At 56.1% G+C, this 14,817-nt stretch carries 12 protein-coding genes, 2 tRNA genes and 1 rRNA gene; 11 read left to right on the top strand and 4 right to left on the bottom strand.

Features of this window, described 5'->3' with window-relative positions:
• Positions 1–55 precede the first annotated feature (55 nt).
• The 3 genes from rrf (at position 56) to ACX3P5_RS18000 (ending at position 431) form a co-directional block, all read left to right on the top strand.
• Positions 56–171, top strand: a 5S ribosomal RNA gene (gene rrf, locus ACX3P5_RS18010).
• Positions 172–270: 99 nt separating this feature from the next.
• Positions 271–347: transfer RNA gene (locus ACX3P5_RS18005), tRNA-Asp, on the top strand.
• 8 nt (positions 348–355) lie between these two features.
• A tRNA-Trp gene (locus tag ACX3P5_RS18000) sits at positions 356–431 on the top strand.
• A gap of 129 nt (positions 432–560) precedes the next feature.
• On the opposite strand, the gene hdfR is transcribed toward ACX3P5_RS18000, so the two are convergent.
• Positions 561–1,394 (bottom strand): HTH-type transcriptional regulator HdfR, encoded by an 834-nt coding sequence (hdfR, locus tag ACX3P5_RS17995; RefSeq protein ID WP_031377324.1) that lies wholly within the window; start codon positions 1,392–1,394, stop codon positions 561–563.
• A 120-nt stretch (positions 1,395–1,514) separates the two neighbouring features.
• Here hdfR and ACX3P5_RS17990 point away from each other — a divergent pair, with 120 nt between their 5' ends.
• Positions 1,515–1,853: a MaoP family protein gene (locus ACX3P5_RS17990; protein WP_094121630.1), complete on the top strand. Its 339-nt coding sequence runs from the start codon at positions 1,515–1,517 to the stop codon at positions 1,851–1,853.
• Positions 1,854–1,878: 25 nt separating this feature from the next.
• Here the strand turns inward: ACX3P5_RS17990 and ACX3P5_RS17985 are convergent, their stop codons facing one another.
• Positions 1,879–3,399: a YifB family Mg chelatase-like AAA ATPase gene (locus tag ACX3P5_RS17985; RefSeq protein ID WP_458969071.1), complete on the bottom strand. Its 1,521-nt coding sequence runs from the start codon at positions 3,397–3,399 to the stop codon at positions 1,879–1,881.
• Between the two features lie 330 nt (positions 3,400–3,729).
• Between ACX3P5_RS17985 and ilvL the strand changes: the two genes are divergently transcribed.
• The 6 genes from ilvL to ilvA all read left to right on the top strand — a co-directional run bounded on the left by ilvL (position 3,730) and on the right by ilvA (position 10,288).
• Positions 3,730–3,828 carry an ilv operon leader peptide gene (gene ilvL / locus ACX3P5_RS17980; RefSeq protein ID WP_082097622.1) on the top strand — a complete coding sequence of 33 codons (99 nt, stop codon included), beginning with the start codon at positions 3,730–3,732 and terminating at the stop codon, positions 3,826–3,828.
• Between the two features lie 150 nt (positions 3,829–3,978).
• A complete protein-coding gene (gene ilvG / locus ACX3P5_RS17975) occupies positions 3,979–5,625 on the top strand; it encodes an acetolactate synthase 2 catalytic subunit (protein WP_233986343.1) in 1,647 nt (548 codons plus the stop codon).
• The gene (gene ilvM, locus ACX3P5_RS17970; RefSeq protein ID WP_008926359.1) at positions 5,622–5,879 is read left to right on the top strand and encodes an acetolactate synthase 2 small subunit; all 258 of its coding nucleotides are present in this window, start codon (positions 5,622–5,624) and stop codon (positions 5,877–5,879) included. Before ilvG ends, ilvM begins: the two co-directional genes overlap by 4 nt.
• 18 nt (positions 5,880–5,897) lie before the next feature.
• Entirely contained in the window at positions 5,898–6,827 is a 930-nt protein-coding gene (locus tag ACX3P5_RS17965; RefSeq protein WP_094121627.1) for a branched-chain amino acid transaminase, read from the top strand.
• Between the two features lie 61 nt (positions 6,828–6,888).
• The gene (ilvD, locus tag ACX3P5_RS17960; protein ID WP_233986351.1) at positions 6,889–8,739 is read left to right on the top strand and encodes a dihydroxy-acid dehydratase; all 1,851 of its coding nucleotides are present in this window, start codon (positions 6,889–6,891) and stop codon (positions 8,737–8,739) included.
• Position 8,740: 1 nt separating this feature from the next.
• A complete protein-coding gene (gene ilvA, locus ACX3P5_RS17955; RefSeq protein ID WP_233986358.1) occupies positions 8,741–10,288 on the top strand; it encodes a threonine ammonia-lyase, biosynthetic in 1,548 nt (515 codons plus the stop codon).
• Here ilvA and ilvY read toward each other — a convergent pair whose 3' ends face one another.
• Entirely contained in the window at positions 10,289–11,170 is an 882-nt protein-coding gene (ilvY, locus tag ACX3P5_RS17950; protein ID WP_233986366.1) for an HTH-type transcriptional activator IlvY, read from the bottom strand. It lies immediately after the preceding gene.
• A 162-nt stretch (positions 11,171–11,332) separates the two neighbouring features.
• Here ilvY and ilvC point away from each other — a divergent pair, with 162 nt between their 5' ends.
• Positions 11,333–12,808 (top strand): ketol-acid reductoisomerase, encoded by a 1,476-nt coding sequence (gene ilvC, locus ACX3P5_RS17945; RefSeq protein WP_336756871.1) that lies wholly within the window; start codon positions 11,333–11,335, stop codon positions 12,806–12,808.
• 572 nt (positions 12,809–13,380) lie between these two features.
• Here the strand turns inward: ilvC and ACX3P5_RS17940 are convergent.
• On the bottom strand, positions 13,381–14,712 hold the full coding sequence (locus ACX3P5_RS17940) for an MFS transporter (RefSeq protein WP_233986377.1): 1,332 nt from the start codon (positions 14,710–14,712) through the stop codon (positions 13,381–13,383).
• Between the last annotated feature and the right edge of the window lie 105 nt (positions 14,713–14,817).

Below are 14,817 nucleotides of genomic sequence, written 5' to 3'. Positions count from 1 at the left end.
GGGCGGCCAACGCAGCATCAGCACAAAAGACACAGGACAGAGCACAAAGAATTTGCCTGGCGGCTGTAGCGCGGTGGTCCCACCTGACCCCATGCCGAACTCAGAAGTGAAACGCCGTAGCGCCGATGGTAGTGTGGGGTCTCCCCATGCGAGAGTAGGGAACTGCCAGGCATCAAATTAAGACCAGCACGCTGGTCGTGACCACTCCGGTGACGCGGAGCGGGCGAAACACCTGAGGTCAGCGAGAGCGGGCCGCAGTACAGAATCGGTGGAGCGGTAGTTCAGTTGGTTAGAATACCTGCCTGTCACGCAGGGGGTCGCGGGTTCGAGCCCCGTCCGTTCCGCCACCCTATTTAGGGGCGTAGTTCAATTGGTAGAGCACCGGTCTCCAAAACCGGGTGTTGGGGGTTCGAGTCCCTCCGCCCCTGCCAGAAAACGATCCTTTGCTTCGGCAAAGGATTTTTTTTTGCCTGTAGCCCAATGCTGAACAAAAAACCAGCTAACATCTGCTGGCTCTTCATCCTTTTCCTCGTCTTTCTCCCACTTTTCGCGTTCGAAAATCAGCTGTTTTGCCTGACCAGAACCGGAAACTTCAGCAACTGACGTATATGCGCTTGCTGATCGCTGTTCTGCAACCAGACCGCATAAAGCGGGCGCACCGCAACCGGCGTATCCGGAATCACCATCAGTTCACTGTAGAGGCTATGCCAGAAGTCAGGCAGAAAGGCGCAGGCACCTGTTGTATGTAACAGCTCACGCGTGACATGAGCCGATGTTGTCGTCAGAACCGGCACATCATCACCGCCGGAGAGATAGCTCTCATGCTGGTGAAAATCTGCACCCCATTCGAGCTTAATATAATCATACTTCTCGCGCTTCTCACTCTGCCGTGCACAAAATAATGCCAGTGAGATATGACCAATCTGCTGGCTGGTCAGCTCATCCATTTTCGGTGCTTCAGTGGTGATCAGCAGATCCAGCTGCCGCTCATGCAACTGCTTAACCAGCAGATGACGCTGTGCCACCCGCGCTTCTAAATGCAGGCTCTCCCGGTTCTCATAGAGCGTTTGCAGCCACGGCGTGAGATAGGCTTCCCAGAGCGAGGCGCTGGCCCCGATAGAGAGCTCATGATGTTGCTGAGTATGGGAGACCTCCTTCTTAGCCATCAGCCAGGTGCTCATCAGACTTTCAGCGTAGGGTAATAGCCGTTCGCCCGCGGCCGTCAGCCGTATGTTGTTGCGATGTCGGGTAAAAAGATTGACACCAAGCTGATTTTCCAGCTGACGGATGCGAAAACTGACAGCAGATTGCGTGAGGTAAAGTGCTTCCGCAGCACGCCCGAAATGGCGCGTTCGACTCACTTCCAGGAAAGTCTTCAGTAATTCCGTATCCACAGCGTTCTCCCAAAATTTATTTGTCGTATAGATTTAAATGTTTTGTTTTACACTCTGTCAAGCCTATCTAATACTCCGCGCCATAAATAGTAAGGCATAAGAGAATCAGGAGCGTGTAACATGGCGGAAAGCTTCTTAACCGAAAATCGTTTCTTTGATAACAAACATTACCCGCGTGGTTTCTCACGCCACGGTGATTTTACGATTAAAGAAGCCCAGCTTCTTGAACGCCACGGTTTCGCCTTTAATGAGCTTGATTTATCAAAGCGTGAACCTGCAACAGAAGAAGAACGGTTATTCATAGAAGTGTGTCGTGGTCAGCGTGAGCCGCAAACAGAAGCTGAGCGTGTATGGACCAAATACATCACACGCATTAAGCGTCCGAAGCGTTTTCACACCCTGTCTGGCGGGAAGCCGCAGATGGACACCGTTGAAGACTTCAGCGACAGCGACGACTAATAAGAAGGGGCTTACGCCCCTTCTTTTATTGCAGGCTGTTATGCAGGTGGATCATTAAGCGGTCAATACAGCGATAGCTCACCGCCTCCTGCAAATGCGCCCGGTTTATCTTCTCATCCCCCGCCAGATCGGCCAGCGTGCGAGACACTTTTAAAATTCTCTGCCAGGCCCGTACCGACAAACCCAGCTTTTCCAGCACCGACTCCAGCCATTCAGCATCTTCTTTGCCAATCTGACACCAGCGCAGAATTTCTGCATTGTTCATATGCGCGTTAATTTTGCCTGACCGCGCCAGCTGAATAGCGCGTGCAGCGACGACCCGCTGACGTACCGTCACTGAACTCTCCGCCGTGTGGCGTTGTCTGCTCAGCATCCCGCCCGGCAGCAGCGGAACTTCAAGCGACAGATCAAAGCGATCGAGAAAAGGACCGGATAATTTGCTGAGATAACGCAGCACCTGCTGTGGCGAGCAGCGATTATGCTGACCCTGATAATGTCCGGTAGGGCTGGGGTTCATCGCGGCGATGAGCTGAAACCGTGCAGGATAGGTCACTTTTGCTCTGGCGCGGGAAATAGCAATCAGTCCCGATTCTATCGGTTCACGCAGAGAGTCGAGCACTTTGCGATCAAATTCTGGCAACTCATCTAAAAACAGTACGCCATTATGTGCCAGCGAGATCTCGCCGGGCCGCGGCAGTGAGCCGCCTCCGATCAGGGCATACAGAGAGGCGCTGTGATGAGGGGACCTGAATGGCCTTGTGCGCCACTGCCGGTGTGATGGGTTGCCATTAACCAGGCTGGCAATAGCTGCGCACTCCAGCGCTTCCTGATCGCTCAGGGGCGGCATGATGCCCGGTAGTCGGGTCGCCAGCATGGTTTTGCCCGTGCCGGGCGGCCCGATCAGCAACAGGTTATGTCCACCCGCTGCGGTAACTTCTAATGCTCTGCGCCCCTGCTGCTGGCCAATAATATCGGCGAGATCGTCGCCCGACGATTCACACTGATCGTCAGGATAGCTGGCAATCGGTAAAGTGAGCTGATTATGCAAAAAAGCACAGACCTCACTGAGGTGTGAAGCAATCAGCGATGAACCCTGACGAATTAATCCGACATCCGTCTGGTTTTCGCGAGAGAGCACCAGCTGCCGCCCGGCCTGGATAGCCACCATGGCCGCGGGAATCGCGCCCTGTACACCGCAGAGCGCGCCGTCAAGGGCGAGCTCGCCCAGAAACTCATAGTGAGTCAGCTTATCCGCAGGCAGCTGCTCAGAGGCCACCAGAATGGCGATCGCCATCGGCAAATCATAACGCCCGCCCTCCTTGGGGAGATCCGCCGGTGCCAGGTTAATGGTGACCCGTTTGGCCGGAAACACAAACCCGCTATTGATAATGGCGCTGCGTACCCGTTCTCGCGCCTCTTTTACCGTGGTCTCTGGCAGGCCGACCAGCGTCAGCGCGGGCAGACCATTGCTGATATGCGCCTCGATAGTGACCAGTGGCGCCTCTACCCCCAACGCAGCCCGGGTCAGGACTTTTGATAATGACATAATCGCTCCTTAATGCTGCCAGTCTGCGGTCAGCAAAAGAGAAAAGCGAAGAGAGTGTCACCGGTATGCGAGGCGGAACACAGCGGATCGATAGTCGTTACAGAGCGGGACAAAAGCGAGCGAGGCTGTACGCAAATTCAGCAAAATATTATTACGTCACGAAAGTGATGAATATTTATCATCCGGAAATTATTCTTTTTATTACAAATTGATAGGCCAATACTTAATGCCGGACGTGGAAAAAAACAGACGAAAAATGTTGTGCTATCCCCCCTGACTATGTTAACTCTGTAGGCATTACTTCGAACACGTAAAAGAATTGAACAACACATGAAAGCCCTTCTACAAGTGATTAGCCTAGTTGTGATTAGCGTGGTGGTGATTATCAACCTACCGTGCGGGGCTACGCTTGGAGAAAGAAAGGCTTAAAAATCAAGCCTCGAATCCGAAAAAACCCCCGCACCGAAAGGTCCGGGGGTTTTTTTTCGACCAGGCGAAATATCAGTAAATCTACAAGGAACAAACAATGAACAGTAGCATAAAATTCTGTTGTTCCGGTCAGGACACAGGAGAATAGCGATGACAGGTGCACAGTGGGTAGTTCAGGCTTTACGCGCGCAGGGTGTGGATACCGTATTCGGTTACCCGGGCGGCGCCATCATGCCGGTATACGACGCGCTCTACGATGGCGGCGTGGAACACCTACTGTGTCGTCATGAGCAAGGCGCGGTAATGGCTGCGATTGGTTATGCACGCTCAACCGGCAAAACCGGCGTCTGCATTGCTACCTCGGGACCGGGTGCCACGAACCTGATCACCGGACTGGCCGATGCGATGATGGATTCGGTACCGGTGGTGGCGGTAACCGGCCAGGTTTCTTCCGCGTTTATTGGTACCGATGCCTTTCAGGAAATCGACGTACTGGGCTTATCCCTGGCCTGCACCAAACACAGTTTCCTGGTCGAGTCGTTAGACGAGTTGCCTGCCATCATGGCTGAAGCATTCGCTCTGGCGCAATCGGGCCGCCCAGGCCCGGTGCTGGTTGATATCCCTAAAGATATCCAGATTGCGCAGGGCGAACCCACGCCGCATCTGGTGCCGGTAGAAGAGGGGATGGATCTGCCGCATCAGGCGATTATCGACGCCCGCGCGCTGCTGGCGCAGGCAAAGAAACCGATGCTCTATGTCGGTGGTGGCGTAGGTATGGCGCAGGCCGTTCCCGCACTGCGTGCGCTGGCTGAAGAGACGGGCATCCCTGCGGTAGCCACGCTGAAAGGTCTGGGCAGCGTGGATGCAGACAGCGAGCTCTATCTCGGCATGCTGGGGATGCACGGCACCAAAGCGGCCAACCTGGCGGTTCAGCGTTGTGACTTACTGATTGCGGTTGGCGCGCGCTTTGACGATCGGGTGACCGGCAAGCTGGATACCTTTGCCCCGCACGCCAGCGTTATTCATCTCGATATCGATCCGGCGGAACTGAACAAATTACGCCGCGCCCATGTTTCATTGCAGGGCGATCTTAACCATCTGCTGCCCGCGCTGAGTCAGCCCCTGAATATCGATGCCTGGCGTGATGAGGTGAAAGCGCTTAAAGCCAGTCACAGCTGGCGCTATGACCATCCGGGTGACGCCATTTATGCGCCGCTGTTGCTGAAGCAACTGTCCGATCGCAAACCCGTCAATGCGGTAGTGACCACCGATGTGGGTCAGCATCAGATGTGGGCAGCGCAGCATATGGCGTTTAGCGCGCCAGAGAATTTCATCACCTCCAGCGGCTTAGGCACCATGGGTTTTGGCTTACCGGCCGCGATTGGAGCGCAGGTCGCCCGCCCGCAGGACACCGTCATCTGTGTCTCTGGCGACGGCTCAATCATGATGAACATTCAGGAGCTGGGCACCATCAAACGCGGCAAGCTGCCGGTTAAAATCGTGCTGCTGGATAACCAGCGCCTCGGTATGGTTCGTCAGTGGCAGCAGCTGTTTTTTGATGGCCGCTACAGCGAAACCAATCTGTCTGACAACCCCGATTTCCTGACGCTGGCCAGCGCCTTTGATATCCCCGGCCAGCGCATTACCCGTAAAGAACAGGTCGACGCCGCACTTGATGCTCTGCTGAACAGCGAAGGTCCTTACTTCCTGCATGTTGCAATTGATGAGCATGAAAACGTCTGGCCACTGGTACCGCCGGGTGCCAGCAATGCACAAATGATGGAGAAAACCGTATGAATCAGCATCAATTGTCTATCGAAGCCCGCTTTCGCCCTGAAATATTGGAGCGCATCTTACGCGTAGTGCGTCACCGCGGCTTTCAGGTTTGCTCAATGAACATGGCCTCCGTGGCCAACGCTGAAAACATTAATATCGAAATGACCGTTGCCAGCCAGCGCTCGGTCGATTTACTGTCTTCGCAGTTAAGCAAACTGATCGATGTCGCCTGCGTTCAGATTCAACAACAGACAACACAACAAATCCGCGCCTAGCCGCGAGAGGGAAGAAAAATGAGCACGAAGAAAGCAGACTTTATTTGGTTCAATGGCGAGATGGTTAAGTGGGAAGAGGCGAAAGTTAGCGTCATGTCCCACGCGTTGCACTACGGTACGTCGGTATTTGAAGGCGTGCGTTGCTACGACTCTCACAAAGGACCGGTTGTGTTCCGCCATCGCGAACACATGCAACGTCTGCACGACTCCGCCAAAATCTACCGTTTCCCGATTAAAAGCAGCGTTGATGAGCTGATGGAAGCGTGCCGCGAAGTCATCCGCGTCAATAAACTGAAAAGTGCCTATATCCGTCCACTGGCGTTTGTCGGTGATGTCGGCCTCGGCGTGAACCCGCCAGACGGTTTCAGCACCGATGTGATCATTGCCGCCTTCCCATGGGGTGCTTACCTGGGTGCCGAAGCGCTGGAAAATGGTATCGATGCCATGGTTTCCTCGTGGAACCGTGTAGCACCGAACACCCTGCCGACAGCGGCCAAAGCCGGCGGCAACTACCTCTCTTCACTGCTGGTGGGTAGCGAAGCCCGTCGTCACGGCTATCAGGAAGGTATCGCGCTGGATACCAACGGCTACATCTCTGAAGGCGCGGGTGAGAACCTGTTTGAAGTCAAAGATGGCATTCTGTTCACACCACCATTCACCTCTTCCGCTCTGCCAGGCATCACTCGCGACGCCATCATCAAACTGGCGATCGATATGGGAATTGAAGTGCGTGAACAAACGCTGTCACGTGAATCACTCTATCTGGCGGATGAGATCTTCATGTCCGGCACCGCAGCGGAAATCACGCCGGTGCGCAGCGTTGATCGTATCCAGGTCGGCGAAGGCAAACGCGGCCCGATTACTGCCCGCATCCAGCAGGCCTTCTTTGGTCTGTTCACTGGCGAAACCGAAGACAAATGGGGCTGGTTAGATCCGGTTAACGCATAAGCAGACACTGCGCGGGCGTTATCTGACGCCCGCGAGACATTATTACTGGAGTAAATAGAGCATGCCTAAGTACCGTTCTGCCACTACCACCCACGGCCGCAACATGGCGGGTGCCCGTGCCTTATGGCGCGCGACAGGAATGACCGACGACGATTTCGGTAAACCGATTATCGCGGTGGTCAACTCATTCACCCAATTTGTCCCTGGCCACGTTCACCTGCGCGATCTGGGTAAACTGGTTGCCGAGCAGATCGAAGCGGCAGGCGGTGTGGCTAAAGAGTTCAACACCATCGCGGTGGATGATGGTATTGCCATGGGTCATGGCGGCATGCTGTATTCACTGCCCTCGCGTGAGCTGATTGCTGATTCCGTCGAGTACATGGTCAATGCGCACTGCGCCGACGCCATGGTCTGCATCTCCAACTGCGACAAAATCACCCCAGGAATGCTGATGGCGTCACTGCGCCTGAATATTCCGGTGATCTTCGTCTCCGGCGGGCCGATGGAAGCGGGTAAAACCAAACTTTCCGATCAGATCATCAAGCTGGACCTGGTTGATGCGATGATTCAGGGGGCTAACCCGAACGTCAGCGATGCCGACAGCGAGCAGATTGAGCGTTCAGCCTGCCCGACCTGCGGCTCCTGCTCCGGCATGTTCACCGCCAACTCGATGAACTGCCTGACCGAAGCGCTTGGCCTGTCGCAGCCCGGCAACGGTTCACTGCTGGCAACCCATGCCGATCGCAAAGAGCTGTTCATCAATGCCGGTAAGCGCATCGTCAGCCTGACCAAACGTTATTACGAGCAGGATGATGTCAACATGCTGCCGCGTAACATCGCCAACAAGGCCGCTTTCGAGAACGCCATGATGCTGGATATTGCCATGGGCGGTTCCACCAATACCGTGCTGCACCTGCTGGCTGCCGCACAGGAAGGCGAGATCGACTTTAATATCTCCGACATCGATCGCCTGTCACGCAAAGTGCCTCAGCTGTGTAAAGTCGCGCCAAGTACGCCGAAATACCACATGGAAGATGTGCATCGCGCCGGTGGCGTCTTCGCCATTCTCGGCGAGCTGGATCGTGCAGGCCTGTTCGACAGCAGCGCGCGTAATATCCTGCAGCAGACGATGCGTGAAACCCTGGATCAGTACGACATCATGCTGACCAAAGATCAGGCCGTAAAAGATATGTTCCGCGCCGGTCCGGCGGGTATTCGTACCACCCAGGCGTTCTCGCAGAACTGCCGCTGGGACACGCTGGATGATGACCGTGCCGAAGGCTGTATCCGCACCCGCGAAAACGCTTACTCGCAGGATGGCGGCCTGGCCGTACTCTACGGCAACATCGCAGAAGATGGCTGTATCGTTAAAACCGCGGGCGTAGATAAAGAGATCCTCACCTTCACCGGTCCGGCCAAAGTTTACGAAAGCCAGGATGACGCAGTTGAAGCGATTCTGGGCGGCAAGGTCGTTGCGGGCGATGTCGTCGTCATTCGCTACGAAGGGCCAAAAGGCGGGCCGGGCATGCAGGAGATGCTCTATCCGACCACTTATCTGAAATCAATGGGCCTGGGCAAAAGCTGCGCGCTGATCACCGATGGTCGTTTCTCAGGCGGTACGTCGGGCCTCTCTATCGGCCACGCTTCACCTGAAGCGGCCAACGGCGGCACCATTGCGCTGGTCAAAGATGGCGACACCATCGAAATCGATATCCCTAACCGCGGTATCAAACTCGCCGTGCCGGATAACGAACTGCACGCCCGCCGTGAAGAGCAGGAAGCGCGCGGTGATGCGGCCTATACGCCGGTCAATCGTCAGCGTGAAGTCTCTTTTGCGCTGCGTGCTTACGCATTACTCGCGACCAGTGCCGACAAAGGCGCCGTCCGCGATAAGAGCAAGCTGGGAGGCTAAAATGGCCGAGTCTCAACCGCTACCCGAGGCGCCGTGTGGCGCCGAGTATTTGCGCGCAGTGTTGCGTTCACCGGTGTATGAAGTGGCACAGGTGACGCCGCTGCAGGTTATGGAAAAAATCTCATCGCGGCTCGGCAACACCATTCTGGTGAAGCGGGAAGATCGTCAGCCGGTGCACAGTTTCAAACTGCGCGGCGCCTACGCGATGATTGCCGGGCTGAACGAAGAGCAAAAAGCGCGCGGCGTGGTCACGGCATCAGCCGGCAACCATGCGCAGGGCGTGGCGCTCTCCGCCAGCAAGCTGGGCATCAAATCTCTGATTGTGATGCCGGTGGCGACAGCGGATATCAAGGTTGATGCGGTGCGCGCATTTGGCGGTGAGGCTTATCTGTTTGGCGCTAACTTCGACGAGGCGAAAGCCAAAGCGATTGAGCTGTCGGAACAGCGTGGCTACACCTTCGTACCACCGTTTGACCATCCGGCGGTGATTGCCGGGCAGGGCACGCTGGCGATGGAACTGCTGCAGCAGGATGCGCATCTCGATCGGGTCTTTGTCCCGGTTGGCGGTGGTGGTCTGGCAGCGGGCGTCGCGGTACTGATCAAGCAGCTGATGCCACAGATTAAAGTGATTGCGGTGGAGTCTGAAGATTCAGCCTGCCTGAAGGCGGCGCTGGAGGCGGGCCATCCGGTCGATCTGCCGCGCGTCGGGCTGTTCGCCGAAGGGGTCGCGGTCAAACGTATCGGCAGCGAAACGTTCCGGCTCTGTCAGGCCTACATCGACGACATCATCACCGTCGACAGCGATGCGATCTGCGCCGCGATGAAAGATCTGTTCGAAGATGTGCGCGCGGTGGCGGAACCTTCGGGTGCGCTGGCGCTGGCGGGAATGAAGAAGTATATCCAGCAGCACGACATCAAAGGCGAGCGGCTGGCGCATGTATTATCCGGGGCCAACGTCAATTTCCACGGACTGCGTTACGTCTCTGAGCGCTGCGAGCTGGGCGAACAGCGAGAAGCGCTGCTGGCGGTCACCATCCCGGAACAGCAGGGCAGCTTCCTGCGGTTCTGCCAGACGCTGGGCGGCCGGTCGATCACCGAGTTCAACTACCGCTACGCCGATGCGGACAAAGCCTGCATCTTTGTTGGCGTGCGGCTGACCCGCGGTCTGGAAGAGCGCAGCGAGATCATCAGCGAGCTCACCGGCAGTGGTTATCAGGTGGTCGATCTCTCCGATGATGAGATGGCGAAGCTGCATGTTCGTTACATGGTCGGCGGACGTCCCTCTAAGCCGCTGCGTGAACGCCTGTTCAGCTTCGAATTTCCGGAAGCGCCGGGCGCGTTGCTGAAATTCCTGCAAACGCTCGGGACTCACTGGAATATCTCGCTCTTCCACTACCGCAGCCATGGCACCGACTACGGACGTGTACTGGCCGCCTTTGAGCTGGGCAGCGATGAGCCGCGCTTTGAAGAGCATCTCACCGATCTGGGTTACGACTTTCATGACGAAAGCCAGAACCCGGCGTTCCGTTTCTTCCTGTCAGGCAACTGATTACAGCTGGCTCCAGAAAGCACTGATCAGCGGCTCACCGAGCCGCTTTTTCTGCACGCAGACGCCGAGTTCAAACGGTGCCACCGACTCAACATTCTCCAGCATCAGCACGCGGTTGCGCACCGGTTCCGGGCTGTTCTCCAGCACCACATCTGGCAGCAGAGCGATACCGCAGCCCAGCGCCACCATGGACACAATCGCCTCATGGCCCGATACCGTGGCATATATCACCGGATTCGGGATGCGCTGGCGGCGGAACCAGAGATCGATACGCCGCCGTGCCGGTCCCTGCACCGGCAGGATAAACGGAATTTTTGACCAGTCGGGCTGCGGCTGTGTTGCCTGAGTGCGAACGGCACAGGGCAGTGCAGGCGCGATCAGCACCAGCGGGATCAGCCCCAGCGGCATAAAATCGATGCTGGCAGGCAGCGTTTCAGGACGGCCGGCAATCGCCAGATCGGCATCGCCGGAGTGCACTTTTTCCACCGCATCGGCGGCATCGCCGGTATCCAGTTTGATTTCGACCTGCGGATGTTCAGCACGAAAGCGATCGAGAATGGGCGGCAGATGGCTGTACGCCGCGGTCACCGAGCAGAACAGGCGCAGCTCGCCGCTGAGCGACGGGCCGTTGAGATCCATCACATGGCGCAGTTGCTGATATTGCAACAGCGTCTGCTGAGCAAACTGGCGCAGGCGTTCACCCGCTTCCGTCAGCGTGACGGTGCGGTTATCACGCAGAAACAGCGCGTGACCGACATCTTCTTCAAGCCGCTGAATCTGCCGCGAGAGCGTAGAAGGGCTGACGTGCATCGCACGTGCTGTGCGGCCAAAGTGGCAACTTTCGGCCAGATGAAGAAACAGTTTCAGATCTCGTAAATCCATATGCGCGTCGCCTTAACGTGATGTTGCATTTATTGCAATGTGACGTTGTTAATATATCAATTTAAGCAACAGAATTCCTGTCATATGATGGGGTCATTCGCGGCGCTGCACCACACGCCGTTCCTGAACAAAAAAAGCAAACACAACCTTACTGGAGTACCCATGGCTAACTATTTCAACACATTGAACTTGCGCAACCAGTTAGCGCAATTAGGTAAATGCCGTTTCATGGCGCGCGATGAATTTGCCGATGGCGCCAGCTTTCTGAAAGGTAAAAAAGTCGTTATCGTTGGCTGTGGCGCGCAGGGCCTGAATCAGGGTCTGAACATGCGTGATTCCGGTCTGGATGTCGCCTATGCACTGCGTGCCGAAGCGATTGCGGAAAAACGCCCTTCATGGCGCAAAGCGACCGATAACGGTTTCAAAGTGGGCACCTACGAAGAGCTGATCCCGCAGGCGGATCTGGTGGTAAACCTGACGCCGGACAAGCAGCACTCCGCTGTGGTACAGGCGGTTCAGCCACTGATGAAAGAGGGTGCTGCGCTGGGCTATTCGCACGGTTTCAACATCGTGGAAGTGGGCGAAACCATCCGTAAAGACATCACGGTAGTGATGGTGGCACCGAAGTGCCCGGGTACCGAAGTGCGTGAAGAGTACAAACGTGGTTTCGGCGTGCCAACGCTGATTGCCGTTCACCCGGAAAACGATCCAAAAGGCGAAGGCATGGCGATTGCCAAAGCCTGGGCTGCAGCAACCGGCGGCGATCGTGCTGGCGTACTGGAATCGTCTTTCGTGGCAGAAGTGAAATCTGACCTGATGGGCGAGCAGACCATCCTGTGCGGCATGCTGCAGGCCGGTTCACTGCTCTGCTTCGACAAGCTGGTGGCGGAAGGTACCGATCCCGCTTACGCTGAAAAACTGATCCAGTTCGGCTGGGAAACCATCACCGAATCACTGAAGTTCGGCGGCATCACCCTGATGATGGATCGCCTCTCTAACCCGGCGAAACTGCGTGCTTATGCGCTGTCAGAGCAGCTGAAAACCATCATGGCTCCGCTGTTCCAGAAGCACATGGATGACATCATCTCCGGCGAATTTTCTTCCGGCATGATGGCGGACTGGGCTAACGACGACAAAAACCTGCTGACCTGGCGTGAAGAGACCGGCCAGACCGCGTTCGAAACCGCCTCTCAGTATGAAGGCAAAATCGAAGAGCAGGAGTACTACGACAAAGGTGTGGTAATGGTGGCGATGGTTAAAGCGGGCGTTGAGCTGGCGTTTGAAACCATGGTCGATGCCGGCATCATTGAAGAGTCAGCTTACTATGAATCACTGCATGAGCTGCCGCTGATCGCCAACACCATCGCCCGTAAGCGTCTGTATGAAATGAACGTGGTGATCTCTGATACCGCCGAATATGGTAACTACCTGTTCTCCTTCGCCGCGGTGCCGCTGCTGAAAGAGTTCATGACCACGCTGCAGCCGGGCGATCTGGGTAAAGCGGTTGAAGGCACGCAGGTTGATAACGCGCAGCTGCGTGACGTCAACGAAGCGGTTCGCCAGCACCCGATTGAAACCGTTGGCCGCAAGCTGCGTGGCTACATGACCGACATGAAGCGTATCGCTGTCGCGGGCTAATTACCGGCAACACAATTTTCAGCAAAACCAACCCCGGCTTGCCGGGGTTTTTTTTGTGAAAAAACGCTGGGCGGTTCTCTGTAGAACTCTGCCTTCACTGCTATCTGACCGTGCATGCCCAGGGAGCACGGTCAGATCGGAAAGACGCAAAACCCGCCATCCATGGCATGCTCGGCCCGCGCCGTCCATGGCGCGGGACGCTTTCCTCTTCTGACCGTGTTCCCTGTGCCCTTAAGCTTCTTCATTGCTGCCAATATCACTACGCCTTTAAACGCCATTGAGCATTTTCGAACAGACAACTAATCCACTTAAAGCGATGGGAGCATACGCCTGTAGCAAAGCGTTGGCCCGTTTACGGGCGCACCTCAGGGATGAGGTGCGTAATGGCACGCGCTGAGCCCGCGATGGATCGCGTCTTTTGCCTCTTTGCGAAAGGCGTATGCTCCCTGAGCCTGTCGCCTGACCATAAGGCGATGCTTTTTTTAGCCTTTGAGAGCCGTTGTACTCTGGGAGCCTGCCCCATAAAAAAACCCGGCGGCTGCCGGGTTTTCACTAACCTTCATCCAACCGGATTACACCTCATACAGCGTCTGGTTACGCGTCTCTTTACAGGCGATCAACGCAATCAGCGTCAATACCGCCATCGAGGCCAGATAGAAGCCTACCGCCTGCAAACCGTAGTTGGCATTCAGCCAGGTGGCGATATAAGGCGCGACAGAGGCACCGAGAATTGACGACAGGTTATAGGAAAACGACGCGCCGGTATAACGCACTTCGGTCGGAAACAGCTCCGGCAGCAGCGCGCCCATCGGGCCAAAGGTCAGGCCCATAATACTCAGACCCAACAGCAGAAATGCCATCACCAGTGCCTGCGATCCGGAACCGAGCATCGCCGGGAACAGGAACGAAAACGCGATAATCATCAGCGTAATGGTAATCATCGTTTTACGACGACCAAACCGGTCAGCCAGCAGACCGGCAATCGGCACCATCACACCAAAGCCAATCACCGCTAACATCAGCATCCACAGCATACTGTTACGCGGAATGCCCAGCCCGGCGGGCGCAGGCGTGGTGCCATAACTCATCGAGTAGACGGTCATGATATAGAACAGGGTGTAGGTCGCCAGCATGATAAAGGTGCCGAGAATGGTGGCGGTCAGGTGCTTGCTCAGCAGCGCCGCAATCGGTACCCGAACCTGCTTTTTCTCTTTCTGCACTTTGGCAAACACCGGGCTTTCATGCAGCGACACACGCACATAGAGGCCAATCAGCACCAGCACCGCAGAGAGAATAAACGGCACACGCCAGCCCCACTGCATGAACTGCTCATCGGTCAGCAGCCATGACAGCAGCAGAAAAGTCCCGTTAGCGAAGAAGAAACCAATCGGAGCGCCAAGCTGGGGGAACGACCCATAGAGCGCACGTTTCTTCGCCGGGGCATTTTCGGTCGCCAGCAGCGCCGCGCCGCCCCATTCCCCACCGAGTCCCAGACCCTGACCAAAACGGGCCAGCGCCAGCAGCAACGGGGCCAGCACGCCGATGGTTTCATAACCCGGCAGCAGGCCAATCACCACGGTAGAGATCCCCATGGTCAGCAGCGAGGCGACCAGCGTTGCTTTGCGGCCAATACGATCGCCAAAGTGACCAAACACCGCCGAACCAATCGGACGCGCAATAAACGCGATGGCAAAGGTCGCCAGTGACTGTAGCGTGGCGACGGTGGCGTCACCCTGCGGAAAAAAGATATGCGGGAAAACGATCACCGCGGCAGTGGCATAGATATAAAAATCGAAGAACTCGATGGCCGTGCCGACCAGCGAGGCAATCACCACTTTGCTGCGTGAATTAACCGGCGTGGGGTCCTGTTGCTTGTCGAGTGTTTCTGAGATGGAGGCTTGCATAACTGTTTCTTATTTGTAAATACAGATAAAGAATCTTACGCACCTGCCAGGCGTCATTCAATGCTGAAACCCGCGTCGTTACTGGCTTCGGCGGGCAAAAAGAGG

The organism is Pantoea sp. S-LA4, assembly GCF_054482835.1.
This window is presented reverse-complemented; position numbering and strand designations above follow the sequence as displayed.

Coding starts and splice junctions, on each gene's coding strand:
- ACX3P5_RS17965 (WP_094121627.1), top strand. CDS start 5,898: ATGAGCACGAAGAAAGCAGACTTTATTTGGTTCAATGGCGAGATGGTT.
- ilvG (WP_233986343.1), top strand. CDS start 3,979: ATGACAGGTGCACAGTGGGTAGTTCAGGCTTTACGCGCGCAGGGTGTG.
- ilvL (WP_082097622.1), top strand. CDS start 3,730: ATGAAAGCCCTTCTACAAGTGATTAGCCTAGTTGTGATTAGCGTGGTG.
- ACX3P5_RS17990 (WP_094121630.1), top strand. CDS start 1,515: ATGGCGGAAAGCTTCTTAACCGAAAATCGTTTCTTTGATAACAAACAT.
- ilvA (WP_233986358.1), top strand. CDS start 8,741: ATGGCCGAGTCTCAACCGCTACCCGAGGCGCCGTGTGGCGCCGAGTAT.
- ilvC (WP_336756871.1), top strand. CDS start 11,333: ATGGCTAACTATTTCAACACATTGAACTTGCGCAACCAGTTAGCGCAA.
- ilvD (WP_233986351.1), top strand. CDS start 6,889: ATGCCTAAGTACCGTTCTGCCACTACCACCCACGGCCGCAACATGGCG.
- ilvM (WP_008926359.1), top strand. CDS start 5,622: ATGAATCAGCATCAATTGTCTATCGAAGCCCGCTTTCGCCCTGAAATA.
- ACX3P5_RS17940 (WP_233986377.1), bottom strand. CDS start 14,712: ATGCAAGCCTCCATCTCAGAAACACTCGACAAGCAACAGGACCCCACG.
- ACX3P5_RS17985 (WP_458969071.1), bottom strand. CDS start 3,399: ATGTCATTATCAAAAGTCCTGACCCGGGCTGCGTTGGGGGTAGAGGCG.
- ilvY (WP_233986366.1), bottom strand. CDS start 11,170: ATGGATTTACGAGATCTGAAACTGTTTCTTCATCTGGCCGAAAGTTGC.